Annotated in this window: 14 protein-coding genes; 7 read left to right on the top strand and 7 right to left on the bottom strand. The window is 41.7% G+C overall.

Annotated features, from left to right (window positions below; translation table 11 throughout):
* The first annotated feature begins 188 nt into the window (after window positions 1–188).
* Window positions 189–881 (top strand): hypothetical protein, encoded by a 693-nt coding sequence (locus tag GGR21_RS13945; RefSeq protein ID WP_183307849.1) that lies wholly within the window; start codon window positions 189–191, stop codon window positions 879–881.
* Window positions 882–1152: 271 nt separating this feature from the next.
* Window positions 1153–2373: an alpha-crystallin domain-containing protein gene (locus GGR21_RS13940; RefSeq protein WP_183307848.1), complete on the top strand. Its 1221-nt coding sequence runs from the start codon at window positions 1153–1155 to the stop codon at window positions 2371–2373.
* A gap of 80 nt (window positions 2374–2453) precedes the next feature.
* On the opposite strand, the gene GGR21_RS13935 is transcribed toward GGR21_RS13940, so the two are convergent.
* The 6 genes from GGR21_RS13935 to GGR21_RS13910 all read right to left on the bottom strand — a co-directional run bounded on the left by GGR21_RS13935 (window position 2454) and on the right by GGR21_RS13910 (window position 7561).
* The gene (locus GGR21_RS13935; RefSeq protein WP_183307847.1) at window positions 2454–2951 is read right to left on the bottom strand and encodes a hypothetical protein; all 498 of its coding nucleotides are present in this window, start codon (window positions 2949–2951) and stop codon (window positions 2454–2456) included.
* Between the two features lie 295 nt (window positions 2952–3246).
* The gene (locus GGR21_RS13930) at window positions 3247–4356 is read right to left on the bottom strand and encodes a phage portal family protein (RefSeq protein WP_183307846.1); all 1110 of its coding nucleotides are present in this window, start codon (window positions 4354–4356) and stop codon (window positions 3247–3249) included.
* A 141-nt stretch (window positions 4357–4497) separates the two neighbouring features.
* The gene (locus tag GGR21_RS13925) at window positions 4498–5073 is read right to left on the bottom strand and encodes an RNA polymerase sigma factor (RefSeq protein ID WP_183307845.1); all 576 of its coding nucleotides are present in this window, start codon (window positions 5071–5073) and stop codon (window positions 4498–4500) included.
* Complete coding sequence (locus GGR21_RS13920; protein ID WP_183307844.1) at window positions 5054–5443, bottom strand: hypothetical protein; 390 nt, start codon at window positions 5441–5443, stop codon at window positions 5054–5056. The genes GGR21_RS13925 and GGR21_RS13920 overlap by 20 nt, the downstream gene beginning before the upstream one ends.
* A gap of 48 nt (window positions 5444–5491) precedes the next feature.
* Window positions 5492–5713, bottom strand: a complete 222-nt coding sequence (locus GGR21_RS21130; RefSeq protein WP_183307843.1) for a 4Fe-4S binding protein — start codon at window positions 5711–5713, stop codon at window positions 5492–5494.
* 378 nt (window positions 5714–6091) lie between these two features.
* The gene (locus GGR21_RS13910; RefSeq protein ID WP_183307842.1) at window positions 6092–7561 is read right to left on the bottom strand and encodes a hypothetical protein; all 1470 of its coding nucleotides are present in this window, start codon (window positions 7559–7561) and stop codon (window positions 6092–6094) included.
* Window positions 7562–8043: 482 nt separating this feature from the next.
* On the opposite strand from GGR21_RS13910, the gene GGR21_RS13905 reads away from it, so the two are divergent.
* The 3 genes from GGR21_RS13905 to GGR21_RS13895 are packed head-to-tail and all read left to right on the top strand — an operon-like array spanning window position 8044 to window position 10692.
* Window positions 8044–8592, top strand: coding sequence for a hypothetical protein (locus GGR21_RS13905; RefSeq protein ID WP_183307841.1), 549 nt, complete (start codon window positions 8044–8046; stop codon window positions 8590–8592).
* Window positions 8589–9026 carry a hypothetical protein gene (locus GGR21_RS13900; protein WP_183307840.1) on the top strand — a complete coding sequence of 146 codons (438 nt, stop codon included), beginning with the start codon at window positions 8589–8591 and terminating at the stop codon, window positions 9024–9026. Before GGR21_RS13905 ends, GGR21_RS13900 begins: the two co-directional genes overlap by 4 nt.
* Before the next feature lies 1 nt (window position 9027).
* Window positions 9028–10692, top strand: a complete 1665-nt coding sequence (locus tag GGR21_RS13895) for a hypothetical protein (RefSeq protein WP_183307839.1) — start codon at window positions 9028–9030, stop codon at window positions 10690–10692.
* Window positions 10693–10927: 235 nt separating this feature from the next.
* Here the strand turns inward: GGR21_RS13895 and abc-f are convergent, their stop codons facing one another.
* The gene (gene abc-f / locus GGR21_RS13890; protein ID WP_183307838.1) at window positions 10928–12547 is read right to left on the bottom strand and encodes a ribosomal protection-like ABC-F family protein; all 1620 of its coding nucleotides are present in this window, start codon (window positions 12545–12547) and stop codon (window positions 10928–10930) included.
* A 453-nt stretch (window positions 12548–13000) separates the two neighbouring features.
* Between abc-f and GGR21_RS13885 the strand changes: the two genes are divergently transcribed.
* On the top strand, window positions 13001–13912 hold the full coding sequence (locus GGR21_RS13885) for an EamA family transporter (RefSeq protein WP_183307837.1): 912 nt from the start codon (window positions 13001–13003) through the stop codon (window positions 13910–13912).
* An 84-nt stretch (window positions 13913–13996) separates the two neighbouring features.
* Window positions 13997–14191, top strand: a complete 195-nt coding sequence (locus GGR21_RS13880; RefSeq protein WP_183307836.1) for a hypothetical protein — start codon at window positions 13997–13999, stop codon at window positions 14189–14191.
* Window positions 14192–14194 lie beyond the last annotated feature (3 nt).

The following is a 14194-nucleotide window of genomic DNA, read 5'->3' as shown; positions in this document are numbered from 1 at the left end:
CGGATATATCACAACTAGTGTATACTATAAGACCTTATAAGGATAATTTTGAAGTATATAATTCTTATTCTTCGGATATATCACAATTAGTATACACTATAAGACCCAAATAATTCCCCGTGCTTTCATCAAAATTCTATTCGATTATCTATAAGGAAAATAAATTATAACCCATAATTAAAAAACTTATGCTGAGAATAGAATTTAACGAACAGAACATTTCCGTTCCCGACAGTTGGGCGGATATCACCCTAGCCGATTACGAAAAATGGTTTATGCACCAGTCCGGCGAACGGGTACAGGACGTGAACCTGATAGCCGGCATCTGCAAAATAGACGCGGCTATGCTGATGGAATCGCCCCGGCAGCTTTACGACACGATATCTGGTGCCGTGCAGTTTGTATTCGACACCGGTTTCGAACCGTCAACGAAAGTGAATATCAAGGGGCAGGATTATTTTATCACCCTTTCGGACAAAATCACGCTGGGCGAATGGATCGATATTGAAAATGTCCTCCAGAGCGACAGCGATACAAAAATTTCGGAGATACTGGCTATTGTATGCCGTCCGGCGGGTGAAAGCTACAATGTAGAGACTACCAAAGAGCGGAAAGAACTGTTCCGCTCGCTCTCGTGCGACATGGCGCTGCCGTTGCTGGCTTTTTTTTTACACAGAAAGAAAGAGTCAGAAGCGATTTTGAACCACTATTCACAGGTGGTGGCTCAGGCAAACCGCTTTCTCGAGGATACCAAAACTTTTGTAATAAATGGGGGTGGTATAAAACAATTGCCGATCTGGCAGAGGATAAGATTTACCTGTTTGACCAGATCACTGGAAAAACAGTTGTCGAAGTTTTCGGATTTCTCCTCTATCGGATAGATAAAGCCCGTGCCGAGGAAGAGCAGTATAAGTTTGAGAAGCAAGTGAAGCGGTGATTAATCAACTAATTTCTTAATGTGCCGATGAAGTAAAAAGAGATACTGAAATAACAGCACCTAACACAATATGTCTTCATAGCCTGTGTTTTGTTTAAGATAACAGACGTTAAATATTCACTTAAAATATAGATGAAAAATAAACAACACTCAACAAATATAGAAGAATATTTTTTCCTACCTTGCATTCGTTAACATCTTAATTTTATCGATCTATGAGAAATTTCGTTCTATGCCTTGTCCTTCTTTTTGCATGTGCGTCTGTCAAAGCCCAGTCAAATTACCAGAAAGGATATGTTATTACTTCGCAAAAAGATACGATCCACGGGCTCGTCAATTACCGTACCACTGTCGACAACATGGTCAAATGCCAGTTCAAGAAGACTGAGGATGGTCAGATAGAAACGTTTTATCCGGGGCAGATCACAGGATACAGGCTTACCGGTAGCGGAAAATATTATGTATCGCTGGATATAAACCTCAATGGTATGCAAAAAAAAGTTTTTGCCGAATATCTGGTAGGAGGAGACATGAACCTTTATTATTATTCCAACATAGACAATTTTCAGGAATATTATTTTTTCGAAACTCCCCAAGAAACAGTTCCGGTCACAAAAAAAGCCGATGAACATATCGGAGCCCGCGTAGAGAAAGATGTGAGTTATATAGGCCGGCTGCAATATATTTTCAGGGACAGGCCCGATATCGGACAGGGTATAAAGTCTCCTGCCTTCAATAGTAAAACGATGATAAACCTTGTAAAAAAATACAATTCCGAAACCGGAGGCTCTGTTGTAGTATACAAAGACCCTGAAGTAAACGAGAAGAATGTTACCGTCGGATTTTCCGCTTATGCCGGAATACGGCATACCAGCTATACTTTCAACTACTATTATTTCGGTCCGGTGGATAATAACAGTTCTGTTTATCCTCTGATAGGCGGCCAGATAAGTTTTACATACCCCAGATGGTCAAAGGCGCTGAGCTTACTTGTAGATGTTTCATTTTCAGGCTTCAAAACAGAAGGTATGCGTCAGTACACACAAGAAGAAATAGATGCAGGTGAGACCTCGACTACGCCTTATAGTGTAAAATCTTTATTGGCCGGAGCAAAAATAGGAGTGAAATACACATATCCGTCAGGTAAAATACGCCCTTTTATAGAAGGAGGTTTTAGCAGCTCTTTTCTATTAAACGCTTCGGGGCATTACAAATATGTGATGTTGGAGAGTGAAACCCCTAATTCTGTTTTTATAGGGTTTTACGGGGGGATAGGATGTCATTACATGATAAAAGAAAAATCTTCTGTTTTTATCCGTGCAACATACGAACAAACGACCGAAACCAATCCGCTGCAGACAATAGGATCGGAGAGCATATACGGAAACAAAGATAAAATGAAGGCTTTGCATTTCAGTGTCGGATATAGTTTTTAAGATGAATATAGTATCATCAACATAAAAAGCACAGGCTTCACAGTCTGTGCTTTTCTTCTTATGCAAAAATCCAACGAAAGTTATGCAATTTCGTTTAATATATTGATGGTCATCAGACCATTTTCGAATTTAATTTTTGGTTTATCCCAGAAAAAACGGACGGCCGGTTTATACAGATATTTCGACGTATTGCTGAAATAATAGACAAGGCTGGCCGAATACCAGTTGGCAAATATCAGTCCGTCGTGCATTACAGGCGAATGCCCGTTCTTTTCAAAGAAATCTTTCAGATTAACCGTTTCCCAAGGCTCACCTATTTTTCTTATCTCTTTCAGGTATAATTTATAATCTACAACTGTCCATATAGCCTGATACCCCCGCAGACAAGCATCGTTGGGCGATCCTATGCCTCCTCCGTAATCGAAAGGATAGAGTTTAAATTTCAGCTTTTCGAGCGGGAACGTTTTAAGAAATACGGTATCGTTGTTCACAAGCAGTATGTCGGGTATCTGTTCGGCAGCAAATGATTTACCAACGCAGAAAACAGAAAGAAAGAGGATAAGTATGTACTTTTTCATAATGGGCAAGCATTGGAGGATTAGTACTAATATATCTTAAAAAAAACGTTTAAACCAGTTTTGTCAAAATTACCAATAATGAAAAACCTCACCAAAACCTTTCCTCTACGCATATAGTTTCTATAATATTTTTTATCAAATTTTCACACAAAAAGCACAGACTTCACAGCCTGTGCTTTTCCATTTGTCAAACTTTTGTCAAAATAAATGTAGTAAAATAATGAGTAATTAAAGGAGTCATTGCCTCCGGCCAGTAGTCAGAGCAGCCATTGTTATGCTTTGACTCCTCCGGCTACTATTTAATATTGCTGTCGGCAGCAAGTTCTTTTACGATATTGAGATCCTCTATTTCCAGCTTTTTATATCCATTGTTGATAGTGAATACACTAAGCGTATCCAGTAACTTGCGGCGAAGCTGATGTATTACCGTCTGGTTGTACAGCACATACGAATTGATGATCTCACTGGCATTTCCGCTAAGGTTGCCCGAGCCCGACAATCCGGCAAGAGTAGGTGATGTAAGGCGATGTGCCGATATTATTTTCTGGAAGATAATTTCATCCACATTGTTATACAGATCGGCATTATTACTTGCCGTATACGATGTCACCACCGGTTTAACTTCCTGGCTTTCGCCCCAGAGGACGACAATACTGTTGGCGCCATTTGTCCCGGCATAGCTGTTCTCTATATCGCGTTGAAATTGAGCCTTCTGCCCTTCTGTGGGGTTGCTGGGCATGGTGATAATGGTAGACGGTACAAAGCCGTTGTTGATAGAGTTGCGGTAGAATTTACCCAGCAGTCCGTCGGCTTCTATATAGCTGAGTGCCGAATAATATTGTGGTACCGGATAAAAATCGAGACTGGGCTCATAGTCTTTATAATAGAACAGATACGGCACGCCCTTCTGCATTTCTTCCAAACCGTATGCTTTGATCTCTACGGGAGCAAATTTGCCGTAAGTCTTGCGCCAATCGTTCGACAGGAAGAAGCTGAGGTAAACACCATAATCGTTTACCTGCCCCACACGCACTTTACTGAAATCGGTATGGTAAAGGCTCACAGTCTTACCGTTCTCATTGAGTATCACCTGAAAGCAATAGCCACCGAATGTAACATAATCCTTAGCTATTTTTTCTATCAGTGCGTCCCAGTCGTCTGCCGGATTGGGCTGCCCATAGTACTCGCCGTCTTTCACACCGCTGCCGCAGATGTAAGTTACTTTGTTTTCTATCACGGCTTTGTTGATAGCCGATCCGTTGTTCAGTTCTATGATGCGTTGGGGCAGCAGGTTGTCGCGGTCATAGTTTATCCAGCCTTTGGTATTGCGGTTGAATGCAGGGTATGACTTCACTTGTTCCGACAGTCTGATTACGGTGTAATCCATATTTTTCTTCTTTTCCATACGTGTTTTTATCATATAGATAAACTCGCCGGATTTTGATGAAAAAGTATGGAAGAAGAAGAAGTAACTCCACTGCTTTTACTTTATTCTTTATTCCTGAACAGGTATGGCGACAGGTATGGATTAAAGTAAAAAGTATATTTAATAAAAAATGATGTCTTTATACAATCCCTCGAGACGTTTGCGAAGGAATTTGGCCGCATAATGCTTGCGGGAAAGCAATGTGTTAACAGATATTCCGGTAGCTTCCGATATTTCTTTTACCGGAAGCCCCTCTATCTCTGTCAGTTCAAATATTTCTTTTTGTTCGGCCGGAAGTTCGGCCAGGGCTGATTCAAGCTCCTGCCACACAAGCGAGCGGAGGTATTCTGTTTCGGGTGTCGGGCTATCGCCATTAAATAATATTTCAGAAAAATCTTTCAATATATTGCCTTCGTCATCGTATCCGGAAACAGGAAATTCTTCTTCTGTCCTTTTCCTTGCTTTGTTTATAATTGTGTTCCTGGCCACACGGTACAACCATGCCGCCACCTGTTCGATCGGATTGGCTGCATTATCAGCGGCTTTAATCAATTGATAAAATACATCCTGCAAAATATCCTCAGCATCCTCTTTATTGGAGACTCTTCTCCGAATAAATGATTTCAGCTGAGGCTGGTATTCCTTAACCAGATCGTCAAGGTTATCAAGATTCTCTTTATCTGTTTGTTTCGTCATTTCCCCGTTCTTGTTCTTCAAAATCTCCCATGTCGAAACGACCTCTTCCCCTGAAACCTCCAAACCCGAATTTATGTCTTTTTTCAATAAACTCTTTACGCTGGTCGGGAGTCATTTTCATCCATTTTTCATGAATCGGGTTTTCTTTCATGCCATGCATCCTTCCATGCATAAATCCTTTTCGTCCCAAACAGAATCCTCCAAACAGAATACGGGCAAGAATAAATATACCCAATGCTTGCCAGAAACTGATTGTAACCAATCCAAACAAAGCGGGCATCAGCCAGTTCCATAACAGCATAACAACTGCGCCGACAGCAGCTATCAATAATAAAAAGCCAACAGGCATTAAAAATTTTAACTTTTTCATATTCTTTTATTCTTTATTTTTTTTCTTATTTATCTGCAGTACGGTTGCTTATATAGCTTGATTAATTTCGCTGAATACCCCATGCGGGCACATACCGATACATTTTTTACAACCATTACAGTTTTCAGCATTTTTAATAATAATATGTTTGTGCCACAGAAACCCGACTTTGCCGATTACTTGTTTGGGACAGGCGGTGATGCATATGTCGCAAGCCTTGCACAAACGAGGGTTTGCCTTTATATATTTAGTACTGATTTTATCACTCATCTCTTATAATTTTTATTTTATAAATCTTATTTTCAGAAAGCTCTCTACTAATGCAGACAACTGAGACGAGAAAATATTTTACAGAAGAATGAAAAAAATGAGATGTTTTTTATTTATTCTCCGCAGGACTTATTTTTTTGTTGTTTTTCAGCAGGTTATACAGATGATTCCGATCTCTATTCACACAGGGAAGCGCTTCCGGCGTTTTTTATAAAAATTCCCGGAAAACAACTTCAGAGTAGTGCCTAATAATTGTTTTTTTGAATCTGTCATGATACATACCGTCCGGTATGTAAAGGTAATAGTTATTCCGGATCAAAAAATATTTTCAATAGAATGATCCGCATTTAATATTATGTAGGTTTTCAATTGCCTCTGCTAATACATTCTTTCGTAAGTTATATATATTTCCCTTGTCATATCGGCTGCCTGATTCGAATCGTGATTATCTACCCATCCGGTAAAGAATATCCTGTACCATTTCCCGTTATAAAACAGGTCGATAGTCATCGTTTCCTGTGAAGTGTCTCCATAAGCAAGTGCTGTGGCCGGTGTGCTTACCCCTGCCCTCATATTTAGCCCATACCCCATATACATACCGTTATCCAGATTCTGGAAACCGCCCGAAGCCAGAAGTACATTACTGCGTCCCCTTCCTTCTATAGAGGTTACACCACCCCACCAGAATTTTACAGGGCCAGAAGAAATATTGTATATACGAGGCAGGAAGGAAACCGGATTTATTCCTCCGGTCGATGGTAATAGAAAAGCAGCATCTAACCGGAATACGTCTTCTATCACAGGCATATTTGTTATATAATTGCTGGCTAATACGGTCGATGTCAACTCTGCGCCACTCCCCACATTCGCCGGCATAGAGCCATGCCAGAAGATTGTTTCGCCCCGGGTAATCGAATTGGAGCCAACGATAGCATCGCACTCCATATTCAGAAAATCGATTTCGAATGTGGCCAGCTGCGGGCTGGAAGCACTGGGTGTACCCGACAGGGTAAAAATCAACTCCCCGTTACCATAAGCCAGATTTCCGGACTGTAGTGTAGCTGTCAGCCCGGTGACACCTGTCGATACGATAGCTGTTCCGGAGGGATAATGCCCTCCGTTTCCACCCGAATAAGGAATGATCAGTACCCCTTCATAAGGAACTCCCGCCGTGTACCTTGATGGAACAATCTGGGCATTGATACAATCCAGAGCCGATATTTCGGGTGATTTGGTCGTACCCGATATAAATTGCGTCCATTCGATACCGTTCCAGTAAAGGTATCCCTCTACTTTCAGCGCGCCATTTCCTGTATTGTAAACCAGCAAACCGGTAGTAGGGTCTTTAATGGTTTCCTTATCGTCGAAAGATTGCAGGCTGACACGGGGAAACAATACTCCTTTGTCAGTAGCCACCACATTCAGGGCGGCGGTAGGATCTGCCGCTGCCGACGAGCCAACAGTCACCTGCCCCATCTGATAGATGTTTTGAGTATTGAGGGTGGCAATATCAGTAGACCCTGACACCATCCAGGGTTCAACCTGCCTGGCAGCAACCCATTGTGTTCCGTCCCAATATTCAATATTATTCGTGTCAGTATTGTAAATGAATAAACCTTTACTTTTTGATATATCGGCCAGCAGACTGGCATCGATCTTCGCCTTATCGGCCGATGACAGTTGCGGCAATCTTAATCCGCCGGTATGATCAGAATCGGAAACGACTTCCAGTATCGAGTAATTCTGAGGAGGAGTATTACTCCCGATAGTAACCTGAGCATTTAATTTTATAAAGCTATGAGCCATCAATAAGACCATTAATGACCTTAACATTTTTTCCTTCGCCATAATCTGTAAATGAATGAATTATCCCACAAGTACAATTTAACTGCTATTTGATTATAAAACAAATATTTTCGATTAATGTTTAAGCAAGAACAGTAGCCTCAAAAGCGCATAAAAACCTGACACCCTTGAATTTAACATTTATTTTTTTCTTAATTCTATTATAATACGGTTTTGGAAGTTCTCGTTATATCAGTTATTGTACAATTTGAGCATAAAATTATTATTGTATTGTTTATAAGTCGTTTATCTCTATTTTGTTATTGTTTCATTCTGAAAAGCCTGCAAATATAATTAATAACAGTATACCTGGTAACCGGTATATGCAAAATAGGTAAAAATCAACAATAATTCCGACTTTTGGTATATAAAATAATATTCATATACAATATGACTTTTCACTGATAAAAAAACAAAAGCTTAATCCCTCTACTTTTTTCATCAAAATATGAAAACTTTATCTATCATATAAAAACCCTTACGGTATGATAAAAAGTATTATTAACATTTTCCGCACACAGGCCCGTGAGCATAAAACAATCAGGGCTTTTTACTACAACCGCAACTATGAACTGGGCAACGGCAAAGAAGCGCATCCGATTTTCTGGCTCGAAGATCCGCTGAACGGACGCAATCAGGATAACATATTTACCAATTCGGTAAATTTTTCGATCCTCTTTCTGCCTGTTTCGCAAGAGTCGGTATCTCATATGCAAAACCTCGCTTTTTCCATCGGGCTGAATATCATTGAGCGCATTAAGAAAAATCCTTCACTAGGCATTACTATCCGTCCCGACTGGACATACGCCACCCTGCGCAATTATTATGATAATAATGCCTGCGGTTGCCGCTTTTCGGTAAACTTTACTCAGGTGAATATGCAAAACCTGTGTCTGATAGAAGAACAGTTTGACAGGGAAAAAGAGTTCGAAAATCTGTCAGGTTTGTCAGGTTTTAATACTCCGGCGTTGGGAAGTATTGAAATCTTTGAGGGGAAACTGCCTGACTTCGATATTAAAATATCGAAACAATGAAAGACAGCATCACACAAATAATCGAAGTCATAGCCGCCGATGTCATGAAGCTGTCACACATTGTAATGGAGAACAATAACCTGAAGAACAGTGCCCTCGACAAGAACATGCGTGTACAGGTAAAACAGGCTGATAATTCTATTGTGATAGAAACCCTGTTCGATAATTATATCGACTACATAGAACAGGGACGCAAGCCCATGACGGGCAAACAACCACCCATAGACGCCCTTCGGGACTGGGCGCTCTCACGGGGTATACCTACCGACAACAGCACACTTTTCCTCATCAGCCGTGCCATTTGGCGCGATGGTACCGAATCCCGTCCTATACTATCCGCACTGGAAGAGGAAATAGAAAAAGCCTTCGACGAAAAGTGGGCAGATCAATTATTTGAAGCAATTACAGATGAATTAACCAAATATTTTAATTGAAATGGCATATTATATAGACAACAACATAGTGAAAGAGACAAAGGCACCACAGAAGTTTTCATTGTCGGGTAAGCCTAATTTTTTGGAGTTTGAAAGCTCCTACAGAGAGTATAAACCTGTAGATATAAAGCTAACGGTGAAAAGTCAGGGATATATATGGATAGATCATATGGGATCTGTAAACATTACAGCGTTTACTATTACCACTGAAAATGCAACATATAAATTTCAGGGACATGAAAACATGGAGTTAGTCAATCAAAATGAGTACATGTATTATCTGGGTGATATTTCTTCTCCGGAATGGAAACCATCGATTGCGGCGGGTAACCTGATGAAAGCCTTATTAAATAATGATTTTTTAAATAAAAACTATGATATAAGCCTGCCTTCCCTGACCAATGAGAACGGAGTAACAGAAACAGGGAACACAATACGGATAAAATCGAAAGGCTGCGGTAAAAATTATGCTTTCACAATAGAAGGGGTAAATTCTGCGTCAGCTACCTGGTTACTAGATGAATATTTGAGAATTGAAGGTGATCCGCAGGACACTATAAAGGACGACAGCATCAGCGGAGAAAACGACTCTGTCGAAATCCTGCTCGACATCTACAAAGACACAGGAGTATTCGCAGGCAAAGAAAATATAGAAGACACCGGGACATACCTTGTCACCTTGTCTAAATCCTATTTTGGACAGCCAGTATGGTTCGATATAAACAGCATGTGGGGAAACAGCGATAAATATTCCGACGCTTTTCTGAATGCTGAAAGCTGGACTTCCCCGGGTACTGTTACAGATTTTCGCTTTGTCGCCAAAATGAACGGCGGAGCAAATGATGAAACGTTCTACAAATCGAATATTATGTATGCTATCACCGGTTATGGGCGAAGCCTGGAGGAAAACGATATGGCAGCGTATGTGTATGATACCGTTGCCGATAACACGATAAAGCCTTTGACCAAACAGCCTGTGTTGACGCACCTAAAAGGACAGAATCAATATTTCAACTTCATACTCTCCGATCCCGAACGAGGCAACAGGGTCAACGACAAAGACAAATTAGGCATCCTGTATAAGCTATGTTCGCAGTCGGGCAATTATATCTATAAAAAAGAACTGCATACACAGGCAATAGATTCTTTTGAATCCATAACCAACTCTGTCCGGCTCGATATAGACAGTCTTTTAGAAGAATATCCACGCACAGGTATCGTAGAGGTATACCTCAGCCGCAACGGGGAAATAAAAAGTGAACCACTCGTATTAAATGTCCTGCCCGAATGCCTTTACAAAGTCAATGATTTTGCTTTCCTCAATTCGCTGGGCGGATGGGACTCATTCAGCTTCGGGGGAATGGCACAAACCGAATTCAAGACGGAGGCAACGACTATTTATCGCACACAAACGCCCGATTTTAACATCAGCAGCCGCATAGAATCGGTCTTTAACAGGAACATCGCCGAACAATTTGCGGTAGAGACTTTACCAATCAAGCCCGAAGTGGCCGACTGGCTAAAGGAAATGAGTGCCTCCATCGCCGTATATGAGTTATCAACAAAGCGTTATATCATCATTGATGAATTTAATATAAAACACAATACGAAAGATGACTTATTTACTTTGCAGATGAAATATCATTACAGTGACGGATATAATTAAGCCCTCCAACCTCCCCTCCGGGCAGGGCTGTTAAGTTCTGAAATTTATACTCTCTCTGTCATGTTGAACGGAGTGAATTGCAAATCGCCGAAGCGAAGGCGAGGCAAACATCTCTTGTAAGATAAGAGATCCTTCGTTTCACTCAGGATAACAGCAGAAAATAACAGAACAAAGCAGAGAACTTAACAGCCCTGCCCCCTCCGGGGAGGCTCTTTTTAGAGAGGCAATCACATTCTTAAAGCCGGGTGAGCTCAAAGGCCTTCCCTCCGGGGAGGTTGGAGGGGCTTTCCACCCCTATCTCCTCCACAAAATACCCGTCGTGCGAAACCACCAATACCGTACCTTTATAGTCGCGGATGGTAGCCGTCAGTATGCCGATATTCTGTATATCAATATTATTGGTGGGCTCGTCGAGAATAAACATATCGGGCGTATCGGCGCTTACCATCAGGCAACACAAAGCCAGCTTCATCTTCTCTCCACCACTTAGCTTGCTGCATGGTTTATCCCATGTGCCGTAGGTGAAAAGGAAACGGTTAAGCACAGTCTTTATCTCGTGATCCTGCATCCCCGTAGCATACTGCTCTATTTGCCCGAGAACGGTCAACTCATTATTGATGATGGAATACTCCTGATCAAGGTAGATATACTTGAAATCAGCCTTCTCTAGTGTACCTGCGTTAGGTAACAAATCACCTGTTATCAGTTTCAATAGTGTGGTTTTTCCCGAACCGTTACCACCTTTTATGGCAATGCGGTCACCGCTCTTTATCTGAAAGCTTAAAGGTTCTTGCCACAAAGGTTTATCGCCGTATGAGAAATTGACTTCCTTCGCCGTAACCAGTATCTTACCCGTGTGTAACGACGAGGTATTGAAGTCGGTTTTCATAGCTGTCAGGTCAGGAATTGACGATTGTAGTCCAAGAATATCTTCCGATATCGATTTCATCTTACCATCATGCACACCCTTTAGTTTCGATGCGCTTTTCTCCGCTTTATCCTGCAAGGTATCCATCGCCATTTTGCCCACTCCTTTTTTCATACTGAGTTTCTTTCCCCGGGATTCGTGCTTTTGCTTGCGTTCGGCTGTTTCGCGGGCAACCTTGCGTGCAAGGCGCAATTCCTTTTCCTTGTCTTCGAGGCGGGCTTGCAGGGAACTTATTTCTATCTCCTTTTGCTCTTTATAGAACCCATAATTGCCTGCGTAGTAGACAATCTCATCGTTTCGAAGCTCATAGATAGACGACAGCTTGTTCAGCAAAGTACGGTCGTGGCTGACTACGATAATCGTTGCTCCCGACGATTCTATCAACTGATATAGCTTTTCACGGATGGCAAAATCGAGATGATTGGTCGGCTCGTCCATCAGTATCGTCTGTGGAGTATGAACGGCTATTCCCGCAAGGAAAACCCTTGTTTTTTCGCCTCCGCTAAGGGTTTCCATCGGTTGCGACAACCAGAGGTAATCCAGCCCCCAGAGGGACAGAGCCGTCAATGCTCGCTCTTCTATGCTCCAGTCGTCGTCGAGGTCTGTAAAATTATCAACCGAAGCATCACCGCCCAGAATGGCGTGCAGGGCTTTCATCTTCGTATCTATACCCAATGCCTGTGCTATGGTGAGGTGACCGTATTGCCCGAAATGCTGGGGTACATAATATGATGTATCGGTCATGATGATTTCTCCCGATGAGGGCATCGATACTCCTGCCAGTATTTTCAACAGGGTGGACTTCCCTACCCCGTTGTTACCAACCAGCGCTATTTTCGATCCTTTCTCCACAGAGAAACTAATATCCGCGAACAGGGCTTCCCTGTCGGGATGTATGTAACTAAGCTCTTTTGCTATTATAGACATAGGAAAAGTAGTTATGAATGATGAATGATAAATTATGAATTGGCTAACGCCAAACGTTGTTTCGAAGAATTGACGGAGTCAATTACGAATGCTGTTTGTTAACTGATTACTGCTAACTGAAAAGGAAGGATGGAGTGAATTCTACATTGAAGTATTTATAATGTTCGGTTACAAAGGTATTAAAAACAGAGAGATATGCAAAATTTCGCATCATATTTTGTCCTAACGAATAAATATTGTAATTTTGCAGTACCAAAGCGGATATAGTAAGTCCGGGACTTATTATATACGAACGAAAAAGCAAATGGAGGGGGTATCCGAAAAAGGGATATTCCTTTTTTTGTGTGCCTACCTCTCAGATATTAATAGTGGCAAATTGAAAGCTGAAAGTGGAAATTAATTTTCTTTCTTCGCTTTCCACTTTCAATCTTTCACTTTCAATTTATTAAAATTATGAATAAGAGAATAAAAGGCGGACTGTTGGTATTCTTTGGAGCGGCAAGCTTCGGACTGTTATCCACCATCGTAAAATTCGCGTATGCCGAAGGATATACACTCGGCGAAATAACGGGGACACAATCCTTTTCGGGAATGGCTATTCTGTGGTTGCTGTACTTCATTACCAAATCGATAAAGAAAGAAGATAAAAAAGAAAAGGCCGAAGAAACTCAGCCTAAGACCAAATGGTGGAAAATAGCCCTTGCCGGAACCTTCACCGGGCTGGTCGGCATATTTTACTATCAGTGTGTGAAGCTGCTGCCCGCATCGGTCGCCATCATATTGCTAATGCAATACCTGTGGATAAGCATGCTGATAGAGGCCATTGTTTTCAGGAAGAAGCCCAGTCGTAAGCAATTGCTGTTACTTGGTGTGGTGCTGTTGGGCACACTACTTGCAGGCGGACTATTCAGCCAAGAGATCATGCTTAATATAAAAGGAGTGATATTCGGATTGCTGGCCGCTACCTGCTATGCCATTTTCCTGATGACCAGCGGACGCATAGGTAACGACCTGCCCGTACTGAAAAAGAGCGCTCTGATGATCACCGGATCATGCACTATCACCTGGATTATTTTCCCTCCACTATTTTTCTTCAATGGTGTTTATTTTAGCGGGTTAGTGCTTTGGGGACTGGCGCTCGCCCTGTTGGGAACGGTGATCCCTCCCCTGTTGTTTTCGATGGGAATACCGCGTGTGGGCGTTTCGATAGGGGCAATCCTCAGCGCTGTCGAATTACCTGTGGCAATCCTGTCTTCGGCGTTTATACTGCACGAATCGGTGGATGCACTCCGTTGGCTGGGGGTAATACTTATCCTGCTGGCTATAGTGGCTACAAATATCAAGACAAAAGAAATAAGCGGTTAAATATGAGAATAGTTGGGCAGATATGATTTTTATTCTATTTTTGCCTTTGAAACTAACATATTATTAACTCAACACTTTAACGCTATGCTTCGCAAGATCGGTTCTTTTATGGCCACTATCGGCCTGTTGGCTATTGTTTTAAACTTTCTCGATATGGTTCCCAAACTTTTAGCATGGATATACCTCTGGGGTGATGCCGTAGCTTGGGTCATCATGATAGCTATCACCGTGATAGGCGCCGTACTCTGGCTTTTGGGCAGGAATGCCGCCACAGAGTAAAAC

Source organism: Dysgonomonas hofstadii (assembly GCF_014196915.1).
In the GTDB taxonomy this organism is placed as follows: domain Bacteria; phylum Bacteroidota; class Bacteroidia; order Bacteroidales; family Dysgonomonadaceae; genus Dysgonomonas; species Dysgonomonas hofstadii.
The sequence above is the reverse complement of the archived record's forward strand: the minus strand, read 5'-3'. Positions and strand labels throughout refer to the sequence as shown.

Bases quoted from the DNA above. Each gene is read 5' to 3' on its own strand.
- GGR21_RS13945 (WP_183307849.1), top strand. From the start codon at position 189: ATGCTGAGAATAGAATTTAACGAACAGAACATTTCCGTTCCCGACAGT.
- GGR21_RS13910 (WP_183307842.1), bottom strand. From the start codon at position 7,561: ATGGCGAAGGAAAAAATGTTAAGGTCATTAATGGTCTTATTGATGGCT.
- GGR21_RS13880 (WP_183307836.1), top strand. From the start codon at position 13,997: ATGCTTCGCAAGATCGGTTCTTTTATGGCCACTATCGGCCTGTTGGCT.
- GGR21_RS21130 (WP_183307843.1), bottom strand. From the start codon at position 5,713: ATGAGTGATAAAATCAGTACTAAATATATAAAGGCAAACCCTCGTTTG.
- GGR21_RS13925 (WP_183307845.1), bottom strand. From the start codon at position 5,073: ATGACGAAACAAACAGATAAAGAGAATCTTGATAACCTTGACGATCTG.
- GGR21_RS13930 (WP_183307846.1), bottom strand. From the start codon at position 4,356: ATGGAAAAGAAGAAAAATATGGATTACACCGTAATCAGACTGTCGGAA.
- abc-f (WP_183307838.1), bottom strand. From the start codon at position 12,547: ATGTCTATAATAGCAAAAGAGCTTAGTTACATACATCCCGACAGGGAA.
- GGR21_RS13935 (WP_183307847.1), bottom strand. From the start codon at position 2,951: ATGAAAAAGTACATACTTATCCTCTTTCTTTCTGTTTTCTGCGTTGGT.
- GGR21_RS13895 (WP_183307839.1), top strand. From the start codon at position 9,028: ATGGCATATTATATAGACAACAACATAGTGAAAGAGACAAAGGCACCA.
- GGR21_RS13885 (WP_183307837.1), top strand. From the start codon at position 13,001: ATGAATAAGAGAATAAAAGGCGGACTGTTGGTATTCTTTGGAGCGGCA.
- GGR21_RS13940 (WP_183307848.1), top strand. From the start codon at position 1,153: ATGAGAAATTTCGTTCTATGCCTTGTCCTTCTTTTTGCATGTGCGTCT.
- GGR21_RS13905 (WP_183307841.1), top strand. From the start codon at position 8,044: ATGATAAAAAGTATTATTAACATTTTCCGCACACAGGCCCGTGAGCAT.
- GGR21_RS13900 (WP_183307840.1), top strand. From the start codon at position 8,589: ATGAAAGACAGCATCACACAAATAATCGAAGTCATAGCCGCCGATGTC.
- GGR21_RS13920 (WP_183307844.1), bottom strand. From the start codon at position 5,443: ATGAAAAAGTTAAAATTTTTAATGCCTGTTGGCTTTTTATTATTGATA.